Source organism: Brevundimonas sp. TWP2-3-4b1 (assembly GCF_049897665.1).
GTDB lineage: Bacteria > Pseudomonadota > Alphaproteobacteria > Caulobacterales > Caulobacteraceae > Brevundimonas > Brevundimonas subvibrioides_B.
The window spans coordinates 48062-72332 of record NZ_JAFCWQ010000009.1 but is presented as its reverse complement, the minus strand read 5'-3'; the positions used below and the strand labels follow the sequence as shown (position 1 = coordinate 72332).

Sequence of the window (24271 nt, the reverse complement as noted above, 5' to 3'; positions counted from 1 at the left end):
GCGAAGTCGGGTGAGGGGTCACGCCGGCGGCTGGATCAGGGGCTGGCAACGTAGACGCCGGATGTCAGCGTGACCCCTCACCCGACCGCACGAGGACGACGGCTGCGCCGCCGTGTGCGGGCTCCCTCTCCCGCAAGGGGAGAGGGATTGGGCTCTAGTGCCGGAACACCCGCACGCCGGTGAAGGCCATGGCGATGTTCTGTTCGTCCGCCGCCGAGATGACCTCGGCGTCGCGCATGGAGCCGCCCGGCTGGATCACCGAGGTGGCGCCGGCCGCCACGGCTTCCAGCAGACCGTCGGCGAAGGGGAAGAAGGCTTCCGACGCACAGGCGGACCCCTGCGCCAGCGAATGCGCCAGACCCTTGGCCTCGCCCGCTTCCCTGGCGCGGATGGCGGCGATGCGGGCGCTGTCGCGGCGGTTCATCTGGCCGGCGCCGATGCCGGCGGTCTGGCCGTCCTTTGCATAGACGATGGCGTTGGACTTGACGTGTTTGGCGATCGTGAAGGCGAACAGCATGTCCTCGATCTCCTGAGGCGTCGGCTGGCGGCGGCTGACGATCCTGAGGTCGGCGGGCTTGATCAGCGAACGGTCGCGCGACTGGACGAGGAAGCCGCCGGCGACGCTGCGGAACACCTCGCCCGGCCCGTGCGGGTCGGGCAGGCCGTCGGTGATGAGCAGGCGCAGGTTCTTCTTGGCCGCGAAGACAGCCCTGGCCTCGTCGTCGGCGCCGGGGGCGATGACGACCTCGGTGAAGATTTCGGTGATGGCGCGGGCGTCGGCGCCGTTCAGCGGGCGGTTGACGGCGATGACGCCGCCGAAGGCCGAGACGGCGTCACATTCCAGAGCGCGGGCATAGGCCTCGCCAAGGTCCTTGCCGACCGCCACGCCGCAGGGGTTGGCGTGTTTGACGATGACGCAGGCGGGGCTTTCGAACTCGGCGACCAGCTCATAGGCGGCGTCGGCGTCGGCGATGTTGTTGTAACCCAGTTCCTTGCCCTGGATCTGGGTGGCGTGGGCGACGCCGGGGCGGGTGTCTCCAGTGCGGTAGAAGGCGCCCGTCTGATGCGGGTTCTCGCCGTAGCGCAGGGTCTGGGCCAGCGAACCGGCGAGGGATTTGCGGGCCGGGGCGGCGTCTTCCAGCTGTCCCGCGAACCAGCCCGAGACGGCGGCGTCATAGGCGGCGGTGCGGGCGAAGGCGCGGGCGGCGAGCTGTTTGCGCAGGGCCAGCGACGTCGAACCGGAGGTCTTCAGGGCCTCGACGATCAGGCCGATGCTTTCGCTGTCGACCGCGACGGCGACATAGCCGTGGTTCTTGGAGCCCGAGCGGATCATGGCCGGGCCGCCGATGTCGATGTTCTCGATCACGGCGTCGAAACCGGCGCCCGAGGCAACGGTTGATTCAAACGGATAGAGGTCGATCCAGACGATATCGATCGGACCGATTCCGTGCTCGTCCATCGCCGCCCTGTGATCGGCGGCGTCGCGCACGCCCAGCAGGCCGCCGTGGACCACGGGATGCAGGGTCTTGACCCGGCCGTCCATCATCTCCGGGAAGCCGGTCAGGTCGGCGACGTCCTTCACCGGCAGGCCGAACCCGGCGATGGCGGCGCGGGTGCCGCCGGTCGAGACCAGTTCGACCCCGGCCTCGTGCATCGCCCGCGCGGCGTCCTCCAGACCCGTCTTGTCCGAGAGCGAGATCAGGGCGCGGACGGGCTTCACCGCGTCGGGGGCGGGCGGAAAGTCGGGAGCGGCGGGCATGGGCGAATCCGGGGGAGGGGGAGGATGCGCGCGCGTCTAGCACCACGAGGCGCCGGGGTCACCTGATGGCGGGTCGCGAACCTAGACCCGGATGTCGAGCAACTGGCCGAGACGAGGCAGACGGGGGGAGTCGGGCTCGCTCGTCTGGGCGGTCTGGAGCGTCTGCGCGGCCTGCGGACGGGTCTGGGCCGCCTGGACCTCGTTGAGCGCTGCCCGGAAGAAGGCGGCTTGCGCGGCTTTCGCCTGGGCCGACGGTCCCGCCGGGGTCAAGGCGGGCAGGGTCTGCGGGATGTCGGGTCGAATCGCGCTCATGCCGACAGGGTTAACGAATGCTGTCGAGAAAGGGTTAACGACAGTCCTGGCGGGCTATCGCTCGCCGCTTGAGCCCGAGGTTAGCCAGGTCGTTTCGCCAGCCGCGTTGAGGGACATCATCCGGCGCAGCCGGCTCTCGACATCCGCCATGCGATAGGGCTTGGCGAAAATCTGCGAGCCCGCGAGATGGTCCGGCAGGATGTTGGTTTGGTCGTATCCCGTGCTGAAGGCGAACGGGATACCGCGGTCCTTGAGAATACCGGCGATTTTCCAGGACATCTCGCCGTCGAGGTTGACGTCCAGCAGAGCGGCATCGAACGTCTCGGTCTGAGCGAGCCTGATCGCCTCGCCCAGGCGCGTGGCCGGACCGACCACCGTCCAGGACAGATCCTCGCACATCGCCTCCAGCGTCAGGATCACCAGATAGGAGTCCTCGACGATCAAGAGTCTCGGCTTGTCGGGAATATCATAGGCGGGAACGGGAGCCTCCGGCGGTTCGACCCGCATCAAGGCTCTGTCGCCGATATCCACCAGGGCCGATTTGGGCAGGATGATCTCGCAGACGACGCCCGTCGGCGCGTAATCAATCGTAGCCCTGCCGCCGGTCTCGAGGGCGAGGGCGCGCTCGATCAGGCTGGAGCCGAAGCCGCGTCGGGTCGGAGCCATCACGGTCGGCCCACCGGTCTCCCGCCACGTCAGGATCAGGGATCCGTCATCGGAAACGCGCCAGGCGACGGAGATCTGCCCCTCGACCCGAGAAAGGGATCCGAACTTGGCCGCGTTGGTGGCCAGTTCGTGCAGGGCGAGCGACAGAGACAGCGCCGACTTGGGGGTCAGAACCGCGTCATCACCCTCGAGATGAACGACCCCGGACCCCTGGATATAGGAGCCCAGTTCCTCGGTCAGCAGGCCCTCGACCGAGACGCCTTCCCAGCGACTTTGGGTCAGCAGGCTGTGCGCCTTGGCCATGGAATGGATCCGCCGGTCCAGACCTTCGACAAAGCCGGTCAGCGAGGCTGCGTTTCGGCTGGATTGGGTGACCAGGGCCTGGATGTTGGCCAGGGTGTTCTTCACCCGGTGATCCAGCTCGGCCACGAGCAGCTTGTCCCGCTCATGCGCCTTGGCCCGTTCTCGTGAAGCCGCCTCGATCCGACGCAGCACGACCTGAAGCAGCGAGACCCGCAGGTCGAACGCGGAATCGACCTCGGCGGCGGTCCATGGGAGTGCCCGGTTTCGCACCGTGTGCTTCCAGACCTCGAACGATTTGCGCGGCGATATACGATCGCCGTCATTGCTGGTTTTTGAGGGTTTAGTTGGATCACCGGCCCAAAGGGCGGTCTCGACCAGCTCGGGTCGAAACCACAGGATGAAGTCGGAGGGATCGCGCGACACGGCGATGACCAGCAACCCCGAGGCGACGTTGGCGAAGTCCTTGGCCGGCGGGTAGATCTCGCTCAACCGATCGGTCGAAAACACGCCTTCGGTATCGGTCATATAGGACGTCAGCCATTCCGCCAGGGCCTTGATCTGCGCCTTGTCGGGCGTGGCTCCCAGAGAGGTGGTCACGCTTTCCACCCGGACCGCGACCCCGCCGCCCCGCTGCCCGTCCAGAGCGATATCGCCGCCATGGATATAGTCGAGCAGATTGGGGGTCTGCTGTGTCAGTCCATAGGCATAGTCCTCCACGCCTGCGAGGTTCAGCATCAACTCCTGGAGGATCTTGCGGCTGGCCAGACGGGCCTCGAACTGCTCGCTCTTCTCGCGGGCCTCGAGTTGAAGCGAGAACATGGACCCGAACAGTTCGCAGACAGCCCGCAAATGTCGGGGCAGGATCCTCGGGCTGTCGTTATGGCAGGCGATCAACCCCCACAGCTTTCCCGCCACGATGATGGAAATCGACATCGAGGCATTGATGCCCATGTTGCGCAGATATTCGCGGTGGATCGGCGAAACGTCGCGCAGGACCGCATGGCTCATGTCCAGCGGCTTGTCGGTGCGCGGATTCAGCTCCGGCGTCAGCGGCGCCGGATCGTAATCGAGCTGGGTGATCAGCCGCAGCCAGCTCCTGAGGTAGAGCGCCCTGGCCTGTTGGGGAATGTCGGCGGCCGGATATGTGGAGGTCCAGGAACGGCGCCAGTTCGGGGGCGCGGCTTTCGGCGATCACCCAGCCTGACCCGTCCGGCATGAAGCGATAGATCATCACCCGGTCGTATTGCGCCACGCGACGCACGCTCGCCGTCGCCATCTGACAGAGCGAGAACAGCGACGGCGCCGCGCTGAACCCCTCGACCATCAACTGCACGGCCGCCAGCGGATCGGCGACGAAGGCATCGTCGGTCGCGGCGGCCTCGAACTCCAGCACCAGATCGCCGTCGACGCGGTGCGCGCTGGCGTCGAGCGGGGCACCCCCCGCGATGCGCAGAACCGGGTCGAGCAGGTGGCGCGGCTTGACCAGGTCCGGCTCCTGGCTGAGGGCCCGAATGCGATTGATCTGTTCGCTGGAGAACAGGTGGTCGAGCGGTCGGGACAGAAGGGCGCTGACGGGGCGACCGAGCAGGCCTTCGGTGTCTCCCGCCGCCTGGAGCACACGAAGACTGGCGCCATCGAGCACCAGCATGGCTCCGTGCGGCAGGATCGCGCCCGGGATGTGGATCGGTTCGCGGTCGCAATTGGTGAGGTCAACCTGGTCGCGGGCAAGGACGGAGTCAGTCATCGGTATCGTTCCATCCGCCAAGCCAGCATTCGAACAGTGCAAAAGTCGTCGTCGCGGTGGAGATGATCGTCGCCTGCTGTTCCCCCGTCCAGTCTGTGGCGGATAACCGGGCGAGATAGGCGCGCCAGGCACGGCCGGTTTCGGACTGATAGCCGGTGAAGAAGCGACGCCCGTCCAGAACGCCGACGCCAACGAGCCCCTTCAGGCCGCGCGCCAGGGTGACGCCCCCGAGGGCAGAGCCCTCGACGACGTAGAGCGCACCGAGGAGCGCTTCAGGCGAAACGACGGCCGGAAATCCGCGACAGAGGGGCAGGGCGGCCTTGCGCTCTGGAGTCATCCCCAGCGCCGCGAGGTCCATCTCAAGCCAGACGCTCCGTTCCGGCTGAAGCCGGGCGGCGCGTTCGAAGGCGATATGGAATCCATACAGACGCGCCAGGAGGCGACGGTAGGCCAGGCTGTCGATGGCGCCATCCTGAACCGCAGCCAGCCCCGGATGCTGATGGAGTCGCTCATGGATTTCGTGCGTCGCGGCGCGCAGGGCCTGACGCAAGACATCCGGGGGTCGGTGGGCGACCCGTACAGGGTCGCGTGCATCAGAAGACGCAAGATGGTCCGTGGCCATTGAGCCTACGAAAAGCACGTTTTCCCCGCCCAGGCGAGGATCACCGGGATACGGTGAGAGAACTACGCCAGTGGCGAAACGGCGAAGCCGCAAGAGGGTTCCCGCGAAGGCAGAAAAAGTTGAAGTTCCGGGTTCCACCCACGGCGGACATGTCGAAAGCTCTAGACCCTGGATGGGGGCGAATGCCCCGGTTCAATCCTTCGTCGGGCTGACCGCGTTCACATCCCCATAGGTCAGGGCCAGGAAGACGTCCTCCAGGTCCGGGTCCTCGGTGGTGATGTCCGAGATCGTGATCCCGGCGGCGCGCACGGCGGCCAGCACCTGTTCGACCGACGACTGGCCCTTCCTGTAAGTGATGGCGAAGGCGCCGTTGGCTCGCGCCACGACATCGAACCCGGCCACGGTCGGCAGGCCGTCCAGCGGATGCTCCGGCGTCACCACGACGTTCCTCGTATCCAGACGGCGCAACAGCTGCGGCGTCGGCTCGCAGGCCACGACCTCGCCCCGGTTCATGATGGCGATGGTGTCGCAGAGCTCCTGCGCTTCCTCAAGGTAGTGGGTGGTCAGCAGGATGGTGACGCCCTCGGCGTTGATGCGCCGGACGTACTCCCACAGCTGGCGACGCAGCTCGACATCCACCCCCGCCGTCGGCTCGTCCAGGATCAGGATCGGCGGATTGTGCACCAGGGCCTTGGCCACCATCAGCCGCCGCTTCATCCCGCCCGACAGGGCCCGCACATAGGCGTTGGCCTTGTCCGACAGGCCCAGGGCTGCCAGCAGCTCGTCCGAACGCCGCTCCGACTTCGGCACCCCATAGAAGCCGGCCTGCACCTCCAGCGCCTCGCGCGGGGTGAAGAAGACGTCGGCGACGATCTCCTGCGGCACGACCCCCAGGGCCGCCCGCGCGTCACGCGGCCGTTCGTCGATGTCGCGGCCCCAGATGGCGGCGGTCCCGCCGGTCTTGTTGACCACGCCCGCGAGGATGTTGATCAGCGTCGACTTGCCCGCTCCGTTCGGGCCCAGCAGGCCGAACATCGACCCTCGCGGGATGACCAGATCGACCCCTCGCAGGGCCGTCTTCGGCGGCGACTTCTTCGAGCCCGCATAGGTCTTTTCCAGCCCGCGCACCTCAATGGCGTTGACGGGCAGAGCTTCGGTCTCGGTCATAAGGGGCTTTCGGCGCGGGAGCAGGCCGTCTAACTAGGCGTCGCGCCCCTCCACGCCAAGACCACGGAACGATCCATGCCGCCGCGCCACCCCGATCACCTCGTCCTCCCGCCCGAGGAAATCACGGTCGCCACCAGGCGCGTGGCCTGCGACGGCGGCGGCGTGCTGGGCCATCCCCTGGTCTATCTCGACATGGGCGGGGAGAATTTCGTCGAATGCGGCTACTGCGACCGCCGCTTCGTCCTCTCGGCCGGCCACCATTCCGAGAACGAATACCTCGACCCGGCGGCCCGGCCGCCGGAAGCGCACTAGATCGGGGCGCACCGATCGCTGCGGAGGGTAGCCGTCAGCTTCCGTCTGAAGATTGTCGTTCTCAGAGTGATGTCGCGCTGATAAGCCGGTCGACCAAGGGCAGCCCATGATAATCCGCAATCTGATGCTCGTGTCGGTCCTGACGCTCGGGGCCTGCACACAACCGGCCGCTCCGGAAGACGCCCGCGACACGGCTCCGGGCGCCGCCAGTACCGATCAAGCGACGGCGCCCGATCCGGACTCGCCCGGCAACGAACTGCCGGTCGCCGCAGACCTCCTTGCCGGCGCGCCCCTGTCTGGCCGATGGGAAGATGTCGGCGAGGGCGCCACCGTGGGCGTGTTGTTCACGTCTCCAGACTACGCCGATACGCTCGCGATCGGCTGCAACACCGGCTCGGGCGAGGCCTATATCAACTGGACCATCCAGAACCCTGCCGAGGATGGAGAGGTCCGCATCTACACCGAAGCGAAGACCGAGATCTTCGCCGCCACCGGCACAAATGCGGGGGCCGCCATCCGCACCATTGACGTCACCGGCTCCGACCCGCGTCTCGCCGTGCTGAAGACGACCCAGGCGAAGTTCGGCGTCCAGGCCTCGGGAGAGGCCATCGTCGTGCCGTGGGATCCGTCGATCGCCCGGGTGCTGAACGAGTGCGCGGGCTGACAGGTCAAATCAGACCCTAGCAGGCCTGCCCCGCCGCCCAGCCCGAGCTCCACGCCCACTGGAAATTATAGCCGCCCAGCCAGCCCGTGACGTCGACGACCTCGCCGATGAAATAGAGGCCCGGCACGGATTTCGTCGCCATGGTCTGCTGGTCCAGCTGGTCCGTAGCCACCCCGCCCAGCGTCACCTCGGCCGTACGATAGCCCTCCGACCCCACCGGCTTGACGGTCCAGCCGTTCACCGCCGCATCCAGCCGCGCCAGCACCTTGTCCCCGACCTCGGCCAGCTTGCCGCCGACGCCCTCGCGCGCCGTCAGCACCTCGGCCAGCCGCCGCGGCACGATATGGCCCAGCGCCGTGTGCACCGCCTGTTTGCCGCCGTTCTCGGCCTTCGCCGCCTTCAGCCGCCCCAGCACGTCGACCCCCGGGGCCATCTTCACCGTGATCGCCTCCCCCTCGCGCCAGTAGGAGCTGATCTGCAGGATCGCCGGCCCCGACAGCCCTCTGTGCGTAAACAACATGGCCTCCTCGAACCTCGTCTTCCCCGCTGAGACCACCGCATCGACCGCCACCCCCGCCAGCGGCGTCGTCTGTTCCAGCAGCCCCGCCTCGAATGTCAGCGGCACCAGGGCCGGCCGCGTCTCCGTCACCCGCAAGCCCATCTGCCGTGCGAGGTCATAGCCCCACCCCGTCGCCCCCATCTTGGGGATCGACTTGCCGCCCGACGCCACGACCAGCGACGCGCAGCGCACCAGCGACCCGTCCGACAGCGCCGCCTCGAACCCCTCGCCGACCCGCTCGACCCGGTCGACGCCGACGCCCGTCGACAGGACCACCCCCGCCGCCCGCATGTCGTCGGTCAGCATGCGGATGATCTGTTTGGCGCTGTCGTCGCAGAACAGCTGGCCCAGGGTCTTCTCGTGCCAGGCGATGCCGGCCCGGTCGACGCGCTTGATGAAGTCGTGCTGGCTGTAGCGCTTCAGCGCCGAGGCCGCGAACATCGGGTTCTCGCCCAGAAAGTTGGCGACGCTCGTGCCCGTATTGGTGAAGTTGCACCGGCCCCCGCCGCTGATGCGGATCTTCTCGCCCGGCGCCCGCGCATGATCGACGACGCGCACGCTGCGCCCCCGCCGCCCCGCCTCGATCGCGCACATCATCCCGGCCGCGCCCGCGCCGACCACCAGAACGTCGAAGGTCTCAGTCTTCATCCCCGCCGCTTAGCATGCCGCGGCCCCGGGATCAGGGTGTCCGGCGCCGATCGATGCGCCAGTGCGCCCATTGGACCTGACCGCTTCCCGACCTGCGCAATCGCGAGCCGGGCCGGGGCGGCGTCCGCCTGGGCGCCCTCGACGCGGGCGTCGATTTTGCGGAAGCGGCGCCGGAGGAGCGTCAGGACTTGTGTGGCCGCATCGCCACACCCAAGTCTTGCCCCAGATCAAGGCGTCGCTTCACACAAGGACGCACGGATCCTGTCCGCCTTTCCGGGGAAACCGACCTCTCATGAATCTCGACCTCTATTCCGACCGCGCCAAACAGGCCGTCCAGTCCGCCCAGTCGCTGGCCCTCGCCCGCAAGCACCAGCAGTTCGCCCCCGAGCACCTGCTGAAGGTGCTGCTGGAGGAGCGCGACGGTCTGGCCCGCAACCTGATCACCGCCGCCGGCGGCGACCCGGCTAGGGCCTCCGAGGCCGCCGAGGCCCTGCTGAAGAAACGCCCCCAGGTCGAGAGCGCCACCAGCCAGCTCTATCTCGACGGCGCCACCGCCCGGGTCTTCGCCAATGCCGAGGAGACGGCCAGGAAGGCCGGCGACGCCTTCGTCACCACCGAACGGATCCTCGCCGCCATCGCCCGCGAAGGCGGCCCCGCCGGCGACGCCCTGAAATCCGCGGGGGTCACAGCCGAGAAGCTCGACGCCGCCGTCGCCGATGTCCGCAAGGGCAAGACCGCTGACTCCGCCGCCGCCGAGGACGGCTACGACGCTCTCAAACGCTACGCCCGCGACCTGACCCAGGCCGCCCGCGACCAGAAGATCGACCCCGTCATCGGCCGCGACGAGGAGATCCGCCGCACCATCCAGGTCCTGGCCCGGCGCACCAAGAACAACCCTGTCCTGATCGGCGAACCCGGCGTCGGCAAGACCGCCATCGTCGAGGGCCTGGCCCTGCGCATCGTCAACGGCGACGTGCCCGAGAGCCTGAAGGACAAGACCGTCATGAGCCTCGACATGGGCTCCCTGATCGCCGGCGCGAAGTATCGCGGCGAGTTCGAGGAGCGGCTCAAGGCCGTGCTCGGCGAGGTCACGGCTGCCGAGGGCCAGATCATCCTGTTCATCGACGAGATGCACACCCTGGTCGGCGCCGGAAAGGGCGACGGCGCCATGGACGCCTCCAACCTGCTCAAGCCCGCCCTGGCGCGCGGCGAGCTGCACTGCGTCGGCGCCACCACGCTCGACGAATACCGCAAGCACGTCGAGAAGGACGCAGCCCTGGCCCGCCGCTTCCAGCCCGTGTTCGTGGCCGAACCGACGGTCGAGGACACTATCTCGATCCTGCGCGGCCTGAAGGAGAAGTACGAGGTCCACCACGGGGTCCGCATCTCCGACAGCGCCATCGTCGCCGCCGCCACCCTGTCGAACCGCTACATCACCGACCGCTTCCTGCCCGACAAGGCCATCGACCTGATCGATGAGGCCGGCAGCCGCGTGCGCATGGCCGTCGATTCCAAGCCCGAGGCCCTCGACGAGATCGACCGCCGTCTGGTCCAGCTGAAGATCGAGCGCGAGGCCCTGAAGAAGGAGACCGACAGCGCCTCGGTCCAGCGACTGGAGAAGCTGGAAGACGAGATCTCCGACCTCGAGATCGAGTCCGACGACCTGACCGCCCGCTGGAAGGCGGAGAAGGACAAGGTCGGGCAGGGGGCCCAGCTGCGCGAGACCCTCGACCGCCTGCGCGCCGAACTCGCCGCCGCCCAGCGCAACGGCGACCTCGGCCGTGCGTCCGAGATCGCCTACGGCCAGATCCCCCAGATCGAGAAACAGCTCGATCAGGCCGAGGCTGACGAACAGACCGCCTCGCCGCTTACGCCGGAGGTCGTCGACGCCCAGCAGATCGCCGCCGTCGTCTCCCGCTGGACCGGAGTCCCGGTCGACAAGATGCTGGAGGGCGAGCGCGAGAAACTGCTGTCGATGGAGGACGCCCTGCGCGGCCGCGTCGTTGGTCAGGACGCGGCGCTGGAAGCCGTGGCCGACGCCGTCCGCCGGGCGCGCGCGGGCCTCAATGACCCCCACCGTCCGCTCGGCTCCTTCCTGTTCCTCGGCCCCACCGGCGTCGGCAAGACCGAGCTGACCAAGGCCCTGGCCGCCTTCCTGTTCGACGACGAGACCGCCATCACCCGCATGGACATGTCGGAATACATGGAGAAGCACTCGGTCTCACGCCTGATCGGCGCCCCTCCGGGCTATGTCGGCTATGACGAGGGCGGGGCCCTGACCGAGGCCGTGCGCCGCCGCCCCTATCAGGTCGTGCTGTTCGACGAGGTCGAAAAGGCCCACCCCGACGTGTTCAACGTCCTGCTCCAGGTGCTCGACGACGGCCGCCTGACCGACGGCCAGGGCCGGGTCGTCGACTTCCGCAACACCCTGATCATCATGACCAGCAACCTGGGTTCAGAAGCCCTGGCCAACCAGGGCGAGGGTGACGATGTCGAGGCCGTCCGCCCCTATGTCATGGAGGCCGTCCGCGCCCACTTCAGGCCCGAGTTCCTGAACCGCATCGACGAGATCATCCTGTTCAGGCGTCTGGGTCGCGACCAGATGGCCGGCATCGTCCGCATCCAGCTGTCGCGTCTGGAAAAGCTGATGGCCGACCGGAGACTGACCCTGTCGATCGACGACGGCGCTTTGGCGTGGCTGGCCGACAAGGGCTACGACCCGGTCTACGGCGCGAGGCCTTTGAAACGGGTGATCCAGAAGGATCTGGTGGATCCGATGGCGAAGAAGCTGCTGGCCGGGGAGCTGGAGGACGGCTCGGTGATCGCCGTGTCAGCGGGGGCGGACGGGCTCAATATAGGAAAAGCCCAGGTCCACTAGGACCTGGACCGATTGTCATCCCGGGCCGCGCTTGCGGACCCGGGATCGGGAAGGCGCGGGTGCACTAGGGGCCGTCTGCGACCGCTCACCCCCTTCCTTCTCCCGGTGGGAGAAGGTGGCGAGCGGAGCGAGACGGATGAGGGTCGGGCCTGTCCGTCGGCGAAGCCGTCGCACGGACGGGGACACCCCCTCCTTTCGTCATCCCCCGGCAAGCCGCGCCTTCGCGGCGCAGACCGGGGGACGCAGCGGCGCGCGGGAGCGCGAACCTGCCACGCACACGGGCGGCCGACATCGTGGTTGAACAGGTCGCCTTCGGCGCCGCTGGGTCCGCCGGTCTTCGCTTCGCTACGCCGGAGGATGACGAAAGGTAGGGAGGAAGCGGGGGCAGAGGATGACGAAAGGAAGGGGTGCGCATAGGTTGTGCGGATGGGGACCCATCGCACCTTTATCGCGACCTACATCATGGCCAGCGGACGGAACGGCTGGGTCTATGTCGGGATGTCGTCGAACCTCCACGCGCGGGTGTGGAAGCACAAGAACGGGACCTATGACGGCCACACCGCCGAGCACGGCTGCGATCAGCTCGTCTGGTACGAACAGCACCAGTGGGTGACCGAGGCGATCCGGCGCGAGAAGCGGCTCAAGAAATGGCTGCGCGACTGGAAGCTGGCGCTGATCGAGAAGGACAACCCGCAGTGGCTCGATCTCGCGGCGGACTGGTACCCGGTGAATGATCCGAACTGGGAGCCGCCGACGGAAGACGACTGATACCCATCAACGGACGCCCGGATTCCGCTCGTGATTTCAACGGCCGGCCCTGACGAGGGGCTTTTTACGCGGCGCCCCTCGCGGCGGGCTTATCCTGCACGAGGGTCCGAATCCGGCCGATCGCTTCGGACTCTTCGGACGCTTCGGACGGTGTTTTGCCGTCCGCCCGACCAGACTCTACGGACGCTCCGGACTCCCTTTGCGGAGTCCGGGCCGCCCACACCCCGCCTCACCGACCACGGCAGGGAAGACGCCCTAGTTCCGGGTCAACCGGCTGGCCCCGCCCCGGATTTCGCAGGCGTAGTCGGTCTGGGGCCGGCCCGTCTGGGCGCCCGGGATGGGGCTGAGGATCCCGCCCCGCTCGCGGCAGTCGGCGGTCAGCTGGTCCAGCTCCTGGCCATAGGTCGGATGGGAGCCCGGGGTCGTGGCGCAGGCGCTCAGCAAGGCGGCCAGCAGAAGTGATGAAAGGAGGATACGCGCGGTCATCGGCAAGTCTCCGGTGGAGGGTCAGCCCCGGACCGCATAGTGCGCCCGAACGGCTCCGCTGGCCACCTGTCCGTTGACGCAGGACGCTGCGCAGAGGTGTTCGTTCGCGCATCGCGACCGGCCATGCGTCGCCGTTCACGAAGCCGGGCCGTCCGTCGCCGCAACTCCGCTGGCGGCCGGGGCGGGGCGGGGCGACCGTCGGGACATCGAGATCCACCGGAGGCTTCACTTGACGCCTCTCCTCACAAGGACCGTCAAGATGATCCGCACCGCCGCCTTCGCCCCCTTCCTGCTCGCCACGACCCTCCTGACCGCCGCCCCCGCCCTGGCCTCCGACCCGGCCAGCCTGGCCCTGACCTTCGACACCGGAGCGAACACCGGGGCCGTGATGGTCGCGCTCTATGACGAGACCGGCTACGCCGGGGGCCAGCCGGTCCGCGCCGCCCGCATCGACGTCGCCGCCGGCGAGCATAGCGTCACCTTCGAAGGTCTCCCGGCCGGCGACTACGGGGTGAAGGCCTTCCACGACCTGAACGGCAACGGCCAGATGGACACCAACCCCTTCGGCATGCCGGTCGAGCCCTACGCCTTCTCCAACAACGCGGTCGGCAACATGGGCCCCGCCAGCTGGGACCGCGCGAAATTCAGCGTTTCGGGCGTCGCCAGCCAGACGATCAGCATCCGCTGATCGTCAGTCTTGAAGAGGGCTAACGCAGGCGACGCGGTCGCCTGCTGCTTGAGCCCGGTTTCCTTTGTCCAAGAGGCCGACATGACCCCCTCCCGCCGTCATTTCCTGATGGGCGCCGCCGCCCTGTCCGCCGCCGTCGCCACCCCCGAAAGGGTCCGTGCCGCGATCGCCGGGGAGGTTGCCGCTCCCTGGGCCCTGGCCACCGCCGACCTCGAAGGCGACATCGCGCCGCGCCCCATGCGACTGGTCCACGGCCGGGCGCCGGCGGGGCTGGAGGGTACCCTGTTCCGCAACGGTCCGGGCAAGTTCCGCCGCCCCGGCGGCAGCGCCACCCACTGGTTCGACGGGGACGGGCTGATGCGATCGTTCACGGTGAACGACGGCGCGGTGACCCTGGCGGCCCGCTTCGCCGACACGCCCAAACGCCGCACGGAGACCGAACTCGACGCCGTCGTCACCCCGGGCTTCGGCACGGCCGGCGACGCCCGCGCCCGGGTTGGCTCGGCCGACGACGCCAGCGCGGCCAACACCGCCGTCATGGTCACGGGCGACAAGGTCTGGGCCTTGTGGGAAGGCGGCTCGCCGCTGGCGATGGACGCCTCGACCCTCGCGACGGAACAGTTCGTCACCCTGCGCGACGACCTGAAGGGCATGCCGTTCCAGGCCCACCCCCGTTTCGCCCCCGACGGCACGGTGTGGAACGTCGGCATGAGCGGCGACCAGGCCATCGTCTGGCACCTGAACCGCGACGGCTCCCTGATCGACGCCCGGGTCCTGCGCCTGCCGCGCGCCAGCTATCTGCACGACTTCACCGCGACGGAGCGGCATCTGATCTTCGTGCTCCAGCCCTGGGTCTTCGATCACCGCGGCATGCCCTATTCGACCCAGTTCGCCTGGAAGCCCGAGCTGGGGACCCAGGTGCTGGTCGTCGACAAGGCCGACCTGACCGCGACCCGGATCTATGAACTCGAGACCTTCAGCTTCTTCCACCTCGGCGACGGCTGGGAAGAGGCCGACGGCACCATCCGCTTCGACGTCGCGGCCGGCAGGGATGTGGCCTTGGCCATCGCCGGGGCCCGGGCTCTGGTCGAACAGCGCGGCACGGTCCCCGGCGAGCATGCCGTGCTGAAACTTGTCACCCTGCACACCGACGGCCGCGCCGAACTGGCCTCCAGCGGCGTTACGGCCGAGTTTCCCAAGGCCGATCCGCGTCGCGCCGGCCTCGCCCGTCGCCTGACCGCCCACGTCGCCGGTGAACGCCCGGACCGGCCGCTCCCGACCGGTCTGGCCACATGGGACTGGGACGCGGGCCGATCCGACCGCTTCCTGTTCGGCGATGACCAGATCATGGAGGAGGCGGTCTTTGTCCCGAAGCCGGGTGCCTCGGCCGAGCGCGACGCCTGGCTGATCGCCCCGTCGATCAACCTGGCCGAGGGCGTCACCGAGTTGCACGCGTTCGACGCTGCACGGGTGTCCGACGGGCCGGTCGCGACATGGCGGGCCGACGTGGCCCTGCCGGCCGGATTTCACGGGGCGTGGAGGGGGTAGAGGGCTCAAGTCGCGCGACCGGGCGGTCGTCGGGGGATCAGTACCAGCCGGCCTCGCGCAGGGCCCGGGCGTAGCGGCGGCTCACCGGCGCGGTCACGCCGTCGTCGAGGGTCAGGGTCGCGCGACCGTCTCCGCGGGCCACGTCGCGGACCGCGTCCTTCGCCACCCACCAGCTGCGATGGGTCTGGGAGCCTTCGAGGCCTTCCAGCTCCTCCAGGGCGTCCGACAGCCGCATCAGGATCAGGTCCGATCCCCGGTCGGTATGGATGCGGAGATAGTGATCCTCCGCCTGCACCGCCCGGATCGCCGCGCCGCGCAATTTGGTCGGCAGGCGGTCGGGGAAGCGGGCGGGGGCGGAGCCGGCGGGCGCCGCATGGGTCTGGATCGGCTGCGCCCTGGACACGAAGACGTTGATGGCGCTCAGGACGCTGGTGATGGTCAGCACCGGACCGACCATCAGCGGCAGGGTCGCCAGCGGATACACGTCTCCTTCGAACACCAGGCCGGTGACGAACCAGACCAGAACCGAGACCGGGCCGGTGATCGCCCCGGTCAGGGCCGCCACCGCGAGCCACGGCCGCTCGTCCATGTCGATCCAGCGATCGATCAGCAACGAGCAGACCTGCCCCCACATCGCCCCCGCCAGCATCACCGGCATCCAGTAGACGAGCCGCATCCAGAGGGGCGCATTGATGGTGTGGAACGCCCCGGTCAGCGCCAGAACGGCCCCGGCCGCCGCGGCGATGGCCAGGCTCCGCGCGAGTCCCACCATGATGGTGCGCGCCGGTAAGCGAACAGAGGCGACGGTGGCGGTCATGGCTGGACGAACCTCTCCGGCGCGTGTCTCGTGGCTGGGCTTTAACCTGTCCACGAAAAGGCGTTTCGATGAAGTTGGCAATCCTGGCTGGCGTTTTGGCGACGTTTCTCACCGGTTCGGCCTCGACCGCAACCGCCGCAGACCTGACCCTGGACCTGTCCACGCGAGGCTCTGGCGGGCGGATTGCGGTGGCTGTCTATCGCGACGCCGAGTCCTTCCGGCGTGGCGAGGGACCGGTCGCCAGCCGAATGGTCGACCGCACCGGCGCCGTGACCTCCGTCGTCATCACCGGCCTGCCGCCCGGACGCTATGCGGTGGCGGCCTTCCACGACACGGACGGAAACGGCGACCTGACCCTGTGGCCGATCGGTCTGCCGAGGGAGGCCTATGGCTTCTCCCGCAACGCGCGCGGTCGTTTCGGCCCGCCGAACTTCTCTGCCGCGGCCTTCGCCCTCCCGGCAGCCGGAGCCCGGCAGGCGTTCGCGCTGCGCTAGGCTCGGACCGTCAGAGACTGCGTCAAGAGAGCGATAGCCTCTAGGAAGACGGAGGGCACACCGCGCGAAAGCCCGCCGAGGCGAAGCGGACCATGTAGTCGCACGCCGTCTCCAGATCGCCCGACCGGCACAGGCCGCTCGACAGCCGGTCCAGCCGCCCCGTCTCGCCCAGCGTCAGGGTCAGGGCGCCCGACAGGTTATGCCAGGCCCAGTACAGGTCGACATCGCGGGCCTGCGGCAGGATCAGCTTGATCAGCTCGATCAGCCGCCGGATGGCCGGGTCATAGTATCGGGCCATGGTCTCGCCGCCGAAGGTCGGGTTGGCGTTGGTCTGCGCGACCAGGGCGGAATAGTGTTTCCATCCGGGTCCGCCCTTAAGCGACCACTGGAACGGCGGCTCCAGGAAAGCGCGCAGCAAGCCTTCCAGCGTCATCGTCCCGACATTCGCCAGGGCATAGCGGTTGATCGCCTCGACCCGCTCATTGTTCCAGACCTCGGCCCGCCTCAGGAAGACGGCGTCGAAGAGGCCGCGCTTGGCCCCGAAGTAATAGTGGACCAAAGCCGTATCGACCCCGGCTTCACGCGCCACCTCGCGGATCGTGACCCCATAGAATCCATGTTTGGAAAACAGGTCTTCAGCCGCGTCCAGGATGGATTCGCGGGTGTCGCCGCCGACGCCCTCGGCCTTGACCTTCGGCGGGCGGCCGCGACGGGCGGGGGCGACGGGAACCGGGGCCTTGACGTCCAGCTTGCTCATGAAGCCAAGCTAGTCACGAAAACCCCCTTCGGTGCAACGGCGCCACAGACGAGCCTCGACGTGACGCCGGGCAAGCTCTGCCGTTTGACACCGGGGCCAAAGGTCGTCAGTTTCCCGGTAAATCATCGAACGCTGAATAAAAGCGTCTCGGCTGGAAACATCATTGGAAGAGGGTTTCGCATGAACAGAGTCATGAAGAGCGTGCTGCTGGCCGGGGCCGCGTGGAGCGCCGCGTCATCGATGGCCATGGCGCAGGACGCCGCGCCGCAAAACGACCAGACCGCGCTGGACGACGTCGTCGTCACAGCCCGTCGCCGCGACGAACAGCTGAAGGACGTACCGGTCGCCGTTTCGGCCCTGTCGGCCGAACAGCTTGAGCGCACCGGTGCCGCCGACATCACGGCCCTGCAGCAGCAGACCCCGAACGCCACGGTCCAGATCGCCCGCGGCTCCAACTCGACCCTGATCAGCTTCATCCGCGGCGTCGGCCAGCAGGATCCGCTGTGGGGCTTCGAGCCCGGCGTGGGTCTTTATATCGACGACGTCTATGTCGCCCGCCCGCAAGGCGCCGTGCTCGACATCTTCGACGTGAACCGCATCGAGGTCCTGCGCGGTCCGCAAGGCACCCTCTACGGTCGCAACACCATCGGCGGCGCAATCAAATACGTGACCAAGCGTCTCGGCGACGAGTTCGCTTTCATGGGTCGCGGCACCGTCGGCAGCTATAACCAGCGCGACGCCCTGGTGTCGGCCACCATCCCGCTGGGCGAGACCTTTGCCGTCGGCGGCGCCTTCGCCAAATACGACCGTGACGGCTTCGGCACGAACCTGTTCACCGGCGAAGAACAGTACGACAAGGACGTCACCGCCTATCGCGCCAGCGCCGAATGGACCCCCACCGACCAGCTGTTCGTGCGCTTCGCCTGGGATCGCGTCGAGGATGACTCGGCCCCTCGCCACGGCCACCGCGAAGTGAACTCGACCACCGGCGGCTTCACGCCTCCGGCCGGAATCTATGACACAAATGCCGGCATCCAGGGCAACCAGGAGGTCGAGACCCAGGGCACGTCCGTCACCGTCGAGTACACGGTCAACGACATGCTGACCCTGAAGTCGATCTCGGCCTGGCGCAGTGGTGATACATCCACCGTCATCGACTTCGACCAGTCGCCCCTGCCGACCCTGGACGTTCCGGCCGTCTACGCCGACGAACAGTTCACCCAGGAGTTCCAGGCCCTGATGCAGGGCGACAACTGGTCCGGCGTCGCTGGGCTGTTCTATCTGGACGGTGAATCCTCCGGGGCCTTCGACACGATCGCCGGAAACCTCGGCCTGGTCATCGCGGCTGCGGGTTACGTCAATACGCAGTCTTTCTCGGCCTTCGCCGACTTCAGCTATGATTTCTCTGATCGCCTGCACGTCTCCGTCGGCGGCCGCTACACCAAGGACGAAAAAGACGCCCAGGTTCAGCGGTTCTTCTACCTCGGAGCGGCCCGCTCGCCGTTCCAGGGCGGCGCGGTGCGTCCAATCTTCGCCACCCGCACGAACTACATGGCCTCGGACACCTTCGAGAAGTTCACGCCGCGGGTCAGCGTCTCCTACGATCTGACTGAAGAACTAACCGGCTATGCCTCGATCGGCCAGGGCTTCAAGTCCGGGGGCTGGGACATGCGCGGCGACGCGGCCCTGGTGCCCTCGACCGTCAACGGCTATCAGCCCGAGACCGTCACCACCTATGAGCTGGGCCTGAAAGGCACTGCGTTCGACAACCGCCTGTCGTTCGCCTCGGCAGCCTTCTATTCGGACTACACGGACCAGCAGATCACGACCCAGCAGGTGGCGACGCTTCCGGCTGTCGGCGTGGCCTCGGTAGTCGACAACGCCGGCACCTCGACCATCTACGGCTTCGAGTTCGAAGGTCGCGCCTTCATCACCGACAGCATCACGTCCAACGTGTCGGTCGGCTATCTGAAAAATGAGTTCGATCAGTTCATTACCCGGATCAGCGGCGCGCCGGTGGACATTTCCAACCTGCGCGAGCCGCAGAACTCACCGGAATGGTCGGCCTTCTGGGGCGTGACCTGGACGGGCGATGTGGCCGGCGGCGAGCTGAACATCACCCCGTCGATCTCCTACCGCTCGGACTACCACCTGTTCGACGCGCCGGATCCGATCCTCGACCAGGACGCCTACACCCTGGTCGACCTGGCCGCGATCTGGACCGCTCCGAACGGTCACTACCAGGTCGCCCTGACCGGAAAGAACCTGACGGACGAGGAGTACAAGGTCGGCGGCTACAACTTCGCCGGGGCCACCTTCAACAACTCGATCTCGGCCTTCTACGGCCCGCCGCGCACCTTCTCGGCGTCGGTCACCGTCCGGTATTGATCCCCGAATAACGAAACTGGGGCGGCAGTTCGACAGAGCCGCCGCCCTTTTTCTTTTGCAGCCTGCGCAGCCACGGCTACGGTTCGCGCAAGGAACGAGAGTCCACAGGAAGCCCAGATGACGGATACGGTCGCAGCAGTCCCGGCTAAGCCCGGCTATCGCTACTACGTGCTGGCGGTCCTGATTCTGGTCTACATGCTGAACTTCCTGGACCGCCAGATCATCGGCATCCTGGCCGCCCCGCTGAAGGCCGAGTTCGGTCTGTCGGACAGCCAGTTCGGCCTGCTGGGCGGCATCGCCTTCGCCTCGGTCTATTCGACTCTCGCCATTCCGCTGGCGGCGCTCGCGGACCGGGCCAGCCGGGTGTGGATCATGACCGGCGCCCTGGCCGTCTGGTCCAGCTTCACCGCCCTGTGCGGCGTCGCCGGGTCGTTCAGCCAGCTTTTCCTGTTCCGGATGGGCGTCGGCGTCGGCGAGGCGGGCGGCGTGGCCCCGGCCTATTCCCTGATTTCCGACTATTTCCCCCCGAACCAGCGGGCGCGCGCCCTGGCCGGATTCGCCTTCGGTATTCCGCTCGGCACGGCCGCCGGCACCCTGGTCGGAGGCCTGCTGGCCGCGAGCTACGGCTGGCGCACCGCCTTTGTCGTCGTGGGCCTTCTGGGCCTCCTGATCGCCCCCCTGCTGCGCCTGACCGTGAAGGATCCGGTCCGTGGCGGCACGGACGCCGCCCGCCCGCCGCAGACGGCCGCCGAGGCTGCGGCCCCGCCCGTGGTCGTGTCCGACAAGGTCGGTCGCACAGCCTCGCTGATCCTGCTGGGCCTCGGCGCCGGCTGTCTGATCCTGGCCACGCTCAACCAGTTCGCCGGTGTCGCCGTCGGCAACGCCCTGGTCCTCGCCTTCGGCGGACTGCTGGCCATGGTGATCGGCGTGTCCTTCTGGATCGCCAAGAAGACCGCCTCCATCGTCCTGCCCAAGCGCAGCTTCTGGCTGCTGGCTCTCGGCGCCGCCTCGTCTTCGGTGTGCGGCTACGGCGTCGCGGGCTGGCTGCCGCTCTTCTTCATGCGCAGCTTCGGCCTGACCCTGGCCCAGACCAGCTGGTACTATGCCGGCATCGCCCTGATCGGCGGCATGCTCGGCATCTGGCTGGGCGGCGCCATCGCCGACAAGCTGGCGAAACGCGGCAAGGGCGCCTACCCGCTGACCCCCGCCATCGCCTTCATCATCTCGGCGCCCTGTTTCATCGCGGCGATGAACTCGCCCTGGCTGATCGGCCTCGTCCTGCCTGGCGGCGGGTCGAACGCCCAGCAGCTGATCCTCGCCTTCCTGATCTTCCTGATCCCCACGGGGCTGAATCTGGCCTGGCTGGGCCCGATCACGGCGGCGATCCAGCATATCGCCCCCGCCCCCATGCGCTCGACCGCCTCGGCCATCTTCCTGCTGTTAAACAACCTGCTCGGGATCGCGGTCGGCTTCTATTATTTCGGCTGGATGAGCGACCTGCTGGCGCCGCGGTTCGGCGAGGAGAGCCTGCGCTGGGCCATCTACACCGGCATGGGCTTCTATCTGATGGCGGCCGTTCTGCTGTTCGGCGCCTCGCGAACCCTGAAGCGCGATTGGGTCGACTAGGCCGCCGGTGATTTCGGCCAGTCATTCCCTGCCAATTCCGGTGATTTCGACCATGCATCGACTGCAGTTTTCAGCGATTTCGGCTACAGTAAACGTCGCCAAAGGAGCGCAAACCGCAGTCTGAAACCGCAGAGGCCGCCATCCGATCAGCCGGTCGGGGCCGGTCTCTGTCCGAGACGGTTGCGCCTGCGAAGGCGGCCCGCCTATAAGCGCGGCCAACTTCTCCCCAGCGATCGCGGCGGTCCCCCCATGAACATTCACGAATATCAGGGCAAGCAGGTCCTGAAGGGCTTTGGCGCGCCGGTTGCCGAGGGCGTCGCCATCACCTCGGTCGACGAAGCCGAGGCCGCGGCGCGCTCGCTGCCGGGCCCGCTCTATGTCGTGAAGTCCCAGATCCACGCCGGAGGGCGTGGCAAGGGCAAGTTCAAGGAACTGGGGCCGGACGCCAAGGGCGGCGTGCGCCTATCGCGCTCGATCGAAGAGGTCGTGGCCAATGCGAAGGAAATGCTCGGCAACACCCTGGTGACCGCCCAGACCGGCGACGCCGGCAAACAGGTCAACCGCCTCTATATCGAGGACGGGGCCGACATCGACCGCGAACTGTACTGCTCACTGCTGGTCGACCGTGAAGTCGGCCGCGTCGCCTTCGTCGTTTCGACCGAGGGCGGCATGGATATTGAGGCCGTCGCCCATGACACGCCCGAGAAGATCCAGACCATCGCCATCGACCCGGCCACGGGCGTCACCGACGCCGACGTCGCCAGGATCAACGCCGCCTTCAAGCTGGACGGCGCGGCGGTCGAGGACGGCAAGAGCCTGTTCCCGATCCTGTACAAGGCCTTCATCGAGACCGACATGGCGATGCTGGAGGTCAATCCCCTGATCGTTATGACCGACGGCCATCTGCGCGTGCTGGACGCCAAGGTCAGCTTCGACGGCAACGCCCTGTTCCGCCACGACGACATCAAGCTTCTGCGCGACGAGACCGAGGAGGACGCCAAGGAGATCGAGGCGTCCGAGTGGGACCTCGCCTATGTCGCCCTGGACGGCAACATCGGCTGCATGGTCAACGGCGCCGGCCTGGCCATGGCGACGATGGACATCATCAAGCTGTACGGCAAGGAGCCGGCCAACTTCTGCGACGTCGGCGGCGGCGCCGGCAAGGAGAAGGTCGCGGCGGCCTTCAAGATCATCACTGCCGACCCGGCCGTCCAGGGCATCCTGGTCAATATCTTCGGCGGCATCATGAAGTGCGACGTGATCGCCGAGGGCGTGGTCGCGGCCGTGAAGGAAGTGGGCCTGAAGGTCCCGCTGGTCGTCCGTCTGGAAGGCACAAATGCCGAACTGGGCAAGAAGATCCTCAAGGAGTCGGGCCTCGACATTACCCCCGCCGACGACCTCGACGACGCCGCCCAGAAGATCGTCGCGGCGGTCGGCTGATCATGCCCGGCCTGGTCGCCATCCTGGCGGCGGCTCTGACGACGGCGACAGGGGCCCAGGCCCAGACGACGCCCCCGCCGGAACCGATCGATCTGATCGCCAGTCTGGATGCTGTCTGCATCTCGGCCGGGGGCGATCGGGCGCGTGCGGCCGAGTTGGCCATCGAGGCCGGCTTCTCGCCTGTTCCGGCCTCGATGGTTCCGGCGCTGCGCAATTCGTCGGAGACTGCCGGCTTCATGAAGTCCAGCGCTGCGGACGTCACCTTCGTCCTGACCGGGACGATGTCGCGACGCGTCGGACGTGAACGGGTCACCATGGAGATCTGCGGCGTCACCTCCCGCCCGACCGAGCATCGCCCCCTCGATCAGCGCCTGCGCCAGACCATGGGTTTCGCGCCCGTGAGCGACGGAGGCATGGATATCTATGCCTGGCTGCAGACGCCGGAGGGGCGCGCGCCGGCGCGCGAGCTGCGCGACCCGACCTTCCTCGCCATGGCCGGAACCGGCCAGATGCGGATGGTGGGCCTGCAACGCTCGGGCCCTGGCTCCACCCTGATCTATTTCCTTCCCCGCCTCGACTGACCTGTCGCGCGCGCCCCCATCCTCCCGTCCTCGGAAGCAGCTGATGTCCATCCTCGTCGACAAGAACACCAAGATCATCGTCCAGGGCCTGACCGGCAAGACGGGCGGATTCCACACCGAACAGGCCCTGGCCTATCACGGCACCCAGATGGTCGGCGGCGTGCATCCGACCAAGGGCGGCCAGACCTGGACCGGGTCGCACGGCGAGACCCTGCCGATCTACGCCTCGGTCGCCGAAGCCAAGGACGCCACGGGCGCCGACGCATCCGTGATCTACGTCCCGCCGGCGGGCGCGGCGGCCGCGATCATCGAGGCGATCGACGCCGAAATCCCCTTCATCACCTGCATCACCGAGGGCATCCCGGTGCTGGACATGGTCAAGGTCAAGCGTCACCTGGAAGGCTCCAGGTCGCGCCTCCTGGGTCCCAACTGCCCGGGCGTCCTGACCCCGGACGAGTGCAAGATCGGCATCATGCCGGGCTCCATCTTCAAGAAGGGCTCGGTCGGCATCGTGTCGCGTTCGGGCACCCTGACCTATGAGGCCGTGTTCCAGACGACCAACGAAGGCCTGGGCCAGACCACAGCGGTCGGCATCGGCGGCGACCCGGTCAAGGGCACCGAATTCATCGACGTGCTGGAGCTGTTCCTGGCCGATCCGGAAACCACCTCGATCATCATGATCGGCGAGATCGGCGGCGGCGCCGAGGAAGACGCCGCCCAGTTCCTGATCGACGAGGCGAAGAAGGGCCGCTCCAAGCCGATGGCCGGCTTCATCGCCGGTCGTACCGCACCGAAGGGCCGCACCATGGGGCACGCCGGCGCCGTCGTCTCGGGTGGCAAGGGCGATGCGGAATCCAAGATCGCCGCCATGGAGGCCGCCGGCATCCGCATGTCGGAATCGCCGGCCCGCCTCGGCAAGACGCTGGTGGAAGTGCTGAAGGGCTAATCTTTCTCTCCGTGCGCCCCGGCGAAGGCCGGGGTCCAGATCGCGGATTCAGACGGCCTGGATGTCTCGCCGCGCTGCCGGCTTCTGAGGCTCGGCCT

General features: G+C 67.7%; 22 protein-coding genes. 12 read left to right on the top strand and 10 right to left on the bottom strand.

Going from position 1 to position 24271, the window contains the following annotated elements; genetic code table 11:
• Positions 1-154 precede the first annotated feature (154 nt).
• The 6 genes from purH to ACP7A5_RS09005 all read right to left on the bottom strand — a co-directional run bounded on the left by purH (position 155) and on the right by ACP7A5_RS09005 (position 6573).
• Entirely contained in the window at positions 155-1759 is a 1605-nt protein-coding gene (gene purH / locus ACP7A5_RS09030; RefSeq protein WP_426041611.1) for a bifunctional phosphoribosylaminoimidazolecarboxamide formyltransferase/IMP cyclohydrolase, read from the bottom strand.
• 81 nt (positions 1760-1840) lie between these two features.
• Positions 1841-2071, bottom strand: coding sequence for a hypothetical protein (locus tag ACP7A5_RS09025; protein WP_426041610.1), 231 nt, complete (start codon positions 2069-2071; stop codon positions 1841-1843).
• A gap of 54 nt (positions 2072-2125) precedes the next feature.
• The gene (locus ACP7A5_RS09020) at positions 2126-4015 is read right to left on the bottom strand and encodes an HWE histidine kinase domain-containing protein (protein WP_426041671.1); all 1890 of its coding nucleotides are present in this window, start codon (positions 4013-4015) and stop codon (positions 2126-2128) included.
• The gene (locus ACP7A5_RS09015) at positions 3918-4784 is read right to left on the bottom strand and encodes a hypothetical protein (RefSeq protein WP_426041609.1); all 867 of its coding nucleotides are present in this window, start codon (positions 4782-4784) and stop codon (positions 3918-3920) included. Before ACP7A5_RS09015 ends, ACP7A5_RS09020 begins: the two co-directional genes overlap by 98 nt.
• On the bottom strand, positions 4777-5334 hold the full coding sequence (locus tag ACP7A5_RS09010) for a biliverdin-producing heme oxygenase (protein ID WP_426041608.1): 558 nt from the start codon (positions 5332-5334) through the stop codon (positions 4777-4779). The genes ACP7A5_RS09015 and ACP7A5_RS09010 overlap by 8 nt, the downstream gene beginning before the upstream one ends.
• 264 nt (positions 5335-5598) lie before the next feature.
• Complete coding sequence (locus tag ACP7A5_RS09005) at positions 5599-6573, bottom strand: ABC transporter ATP-binding protein (protein ID WP_426041607.1); 975 nt, start codon at positions 6571-6573, stop codon at positions 5599-5601.
• Between the two features lie 75 nt (positions 6574-6648).
• On the opposite strand from ACP7A5_RS09005, the gene ACP7A5_RS09000 reads away from it, so the two are divergent.
• Both ACP7A5_RS09000 and ACP7A5_RS08995 read left to right on the top strand, forming a co-directional pair.
• Complete coding sequence (locus ACP7A5_RS09000; protein WP_426041606.1) at positions 6649-6885, top strand: zinc-finger domain-containing protein; 237 nt, start codon at positions 6649-6651, stop codon at positions 6883-6885.
• 106 nt (positions 6886-6991) lie between these two features.
• Positions 6992-7549: a hypothetical protein gene (locus ACP7A5_RS08995; RefSeq protein WP_426041605.1), complete on the top strand. Its 558-nt coding sequence runs from the start codon at positions 6992-6994 to the stop codon at positions 7547-7549.
• Positions 7550-7565: 16 nt separating this feature from the next.
• On the opposite strand, the gene ACP7A5_RS08990 is transcribed toward ACP7A5_RS08995, so the two are convergent.
• Positions 7566-8756 carry an NAD(P)/FAD-dependent oxidoreductase gene (locus tag ACP7A5_RS08990; RefSeq protein WP_426041604.1) on the bottom strand — a complete coding sequence of 397 codons (1191 nt, stop codon included), beginning with the start codon at positions 8754-8756 and terminating at the stop codon, positions 7566-7568.
• A 292-nt stretch (positions 8757-9048) separates the two neighbouring features.
• Between ACP7A5_RS08990 and clpB the strand changes: the two genes are divergently transcribed.
• Together clpB and ACP7A5_RS08980 are read left to right on the top strand one after the other, a co-directional pair.
• Positions 9049-11634, top strand: coding sequence for an ATP-dependent chaperone ClpB (clpB, locus tag ACP7A5_RS08985; RefSeq protein ID WP_426041603.1), 2586 nt, complete (start codon positions 9049-9051; stop codon positions 11632-11634).
• Between the two features lie 426 nt (positions 11635-12060).
• Entirely contained in the window at positions 12061-12402 is a 342-nt protein-coding gene (locus ACP7A5_RS08980) for a GIY-YIG nuclease family protein (RefSeq protein ID WP_426041602.1), read from the top strand.
• A 255-nt stretch (positions 12403-12657) separates the two neighbouring features.
• On the opposite strand, the gene ACP7A5_RS08975 is transcribed toward ACP7A5_RS08980, so the two are convergent.
• The gene (locus ACP7A5_RS08975; protein WP_426041601.1) at positions 12658-12888 is read right to left on the bottom strand and encodes a hypothetical protein; all 231 of its coding nucleotides are present in this window, start codon (positions 12886-12888) and stop codon (positions 12658-12660) included.
• 259 nt (positions 12889-13147) lie between these two features.
• Between ACP7A5_RS08975 and ACP7A5_RS08970 the strand changes: the two genes are divergently transcribed.
• Together ACP7A5_RS08970 and ACP7A5_RS08965 are read left to right on the top strand one after the other, a co-directional pair.
• Positions 13148-13576, top strand: a complete 429-nt coding sequence (locus tag ACP7A5_RS08970) for a DUF2141 domain-containing protein (protein WP_426041600.1) — start codon at positions 13148-13150, stop codon at positions 13574-13576.
• An 81-nt stretch (positions 13577-13657) separates the two neighbouring features.
• A complete protein-coding gene (locus ACP7A5_RS08965; protein WP_426041599.1) occupies positions 13658-15124 on the top strand; it encodes a carotenoid oxygenase family protein in 1467 nt (488 codons plus the stop codon).
• Positions 15125-15161: 37 nt separating this feature from the next.
• Here the strand turns inward: ACP7A5_RS08965 and ACP7A5_RS08960 are convergent, their stop codons facing one another.
• Entirely contained in the window at positions 15162-15941 is a 780-nt protein-coding gene (locus ACP7A5_RS08960; RefSeq protein WP_426041598.1) for a LytTR family DNA-binding domain-containing protein, read from the bottom strand.
• Positions 15942-16009: 68 nt separating this feature from the next.
• Between ACP7A5_RS08960 and ACP7A5_RS08955 the strand changes: the two genes are divergently transcribed.
• A complete protein-coding gene (locus tag ACP7A5_RS08955) occupies positions 16010-16435 on the top strand; it encodes a DUF2141 domain-containing protein (RefSeq protein WP_426041597.1) in 426 nt (141 codons plus the stop codon).
• A gap of 40 nt (positions 16436-16475) precedes the next feature.
• Here the strand turns inward: ACP7A5_RS08955 and ACP7A5_RS08950 are convergent, their stop codons facing one another.
• A complete protein-coding gene (locus ACP7A5_RS08950; protein ID WP_426041596.1) occupies positions 16476-17192 on the bottom strand; it encodes a TetR/AcrR family transcriptional regulator in 717 nt (238 codons plus the stop codon).
• 180 nt (positions 17193-17372) lie between these two features.
• Between ACP7A5_RS08950 and ACP7A5_RS08945 the strand changes: the two genes are divergently transcribed.
• From ACP7A5_RS08945 to sucD, 5 genes are all read left to right on the top strand, one after another.
• Positions 17373-19580 (top strand): TonB-dependent receptor, encoded by a 2208-nt coding sequence (locus tag ACP7A5_RS08945; protein WP_426041595.1) that lies wholly within the window; start codon positions 17373-17375, stop codon positions 19578-19580.
• 117 nt (positions 19581-19697) lie between these two features.
• On the top strand, positions 19698-21206 hold the full coding sequence (locus ACP7A5_RS08940; protein ID WP_426041594.1) for a spinster family MFS transporter: 1509 nt from the start codon (positions 19698-19700) through the stop codon (positions 21204-21206).
• A 249-nt stretch (positions 21207-21455) separates the two neighbouring features.
• Entirely contained in the window at positions 21456-22646 is a 1191-nt protein-coding gene (gene sucC, locus ACP7A5_RS08935) for an ADP-forming succinate--CoA ligase subunit beta (RefSeq protein ID WP_426041593.1), read from the top strand.
• A gap of 2 nt (positions 22647-22648) precedes the next feature.
• A complete protein-coding gene (locus ACP7A5_RS08930; RefSeq protein ID WP_426041592.1) occupies positions 22649-23227 on the top strand; it encodes a hypothetical protein in 579 nt (192 codons plus the stop codon).
• A gap of 43 nt (positions 23228-23270) precedes the next feature.
• Positions 23271-24173: a succinate--CoA ligase subunit alpha gene (gene sucD, locus ACP7A5_RS08925; RefSeq protein ID WP_426041591.1), complete on the top strand. Its 903-nt coding sequence runs from the start codon at positions 23271-23273 to the stop codon at positions 24171-24173.
• Positions 24174-24271 lie beyond the last annotated feature (98 nt).

Bases quoted from the DNA above. Each gene is read 5' to 3' on its own strand.
- purH (WP_426041611.1), bottom strand. From the start codon at position 1,759: ATGCCCGCCGCTCCCGACTTTCCGCCCGCCCCCGACGCGGTGAAGCCC.
- ACP7A5_RS09025 (WP_426041610.1), bottom strand. From the start codon at position 2,071: ATGAGCGCGATTCGACCCGACATCCCGCAGACCCTGCCCGCCTTGACC.
- ACP7A5_RS09015 (WP_426041609.1), bottom strand. From the start codon at position 4,784: ATGACTGACTCCGTCCTTGCCCGCGACCAGGTTGACCTCACCAATTGC.
- ACP7A5_RS09005 (WP_426041607.1), bottom strand. From the start codon at position 6,573: ATGACCGAGACCGAAGCTCTGCCCGTCAACGCCATTGAGGTGCGCGGG.
- ACP7A5_RS09000 (WP_426041606.1), top strand. From the start codon at position 6,649: ATGCCGCCGCGCCACCCCGATCACCTCGTCCTCCCGCCCGAGGAAATC.
- ACP7A5_RS08995 (WP_426041605.1), top strand. From the start codon at position 6,992: ATGATAATCCGCAATCTGATGCTCGTGTCGGTCCTGACGCTCGGGGCC.
- ACP7A5_RS08990 (WP_426041604.1), bottom strand. From the start codon at position 8,756: ATGAAGACTGAGACCTTCGACGTTCTGGTGGTCGGCGCGGGCGCGGCC.
- clpB (WP_426041603.1), top strand. From the start codon at position 9,049: ATGAATCTCGACCTCTATTCCGACCGCGCCAAACAGGCCGTCCAGTCC.
- ACP7A5_RS08980 (WP_426041602.1), top strand. From the start codon at position 12,061: ATGGGGACCCATCGCACCTTTATCGCGACCTACATCATGGCCAGCGGA.
- ACP7A5_RS08975 (WP_426041601.1), bottom strand. From the start codon at position 12,888: ATGACCGCGCGTATCCTCCTTTCATCACTTCTGCTGGCCGCCTTGCTG.
- ACP7A5_RS08970 (WP_426041600.1), top strand. From the start codon at position 13,148: ATGATCCGCACCGCCGCCTTCGCCCCCTTCCTGCTCGCCACGACCCTC.
- ACP7A5_RS08965 (WP_426041599.1), top strand. From the start codon at position 13,658: ATGACCCCCTCCCGCCGTCATTTCCTGATGGGCGCCGCCGCCCTGTCC.
- ACP7A5_RS08960 (WP_426041598.1), bottom strand. From the start codon at position 15,941: ATGACCGCCACCGTCGCCTCTGTTCGCTTACCGGCGCGCACCATCATG.
- ACP7A5_RS08955 (WP_426041597.1), top strand. From the start codon at position 16,010: ATGAAGTTGGCAATCCTGGCTGGCGTTTTGGCGACGTTTCTCACCGGT.
- ACP7A5_RS08950 (WP_426041596.1), bottom strand. From the start codon at position 17,192: ATGAGCAAGCTGGACGTCAAGGCCCCGGTTCCCGTCGCCCCCGCCCGT.
- ACP7A5_RS08945 (WP_426041595.1), top strand. From the start codon at position 17,373: ATGAACAGAGTCATGAAGAGCGTGCTGCTGGCCGGGGCCGCGTGGAGC.
- ACP7A5_RS08940 (WP_426041594.1), top strand. From the start codon at position 19,698: ATGACGGATACGGTCGCAGCAGTCCCGGCTAAGCCCGGCTATCGCTAC.
- sucC (WP_426041593.1), top strand. From the start codon at position 21,456: ATGAACATTCACGAATATCAGGGCAAGCAGGTCCTGAAGGGCTTTGGC.
- ACP7A5_RS08930 (WP_426041592.1), top strand. From the start codon at position 22,649: ATGCCCGGCCTGGTCGCCATCCTGGCGGCGGCTCTGACGACGGCGACA.
- sucD (WP_426041591.1), top strand. From the start codon at position 23,271: ATGTCCATCCTCGTCGACAAGAACACCAAGATCATCGTCCAGGGCCTG.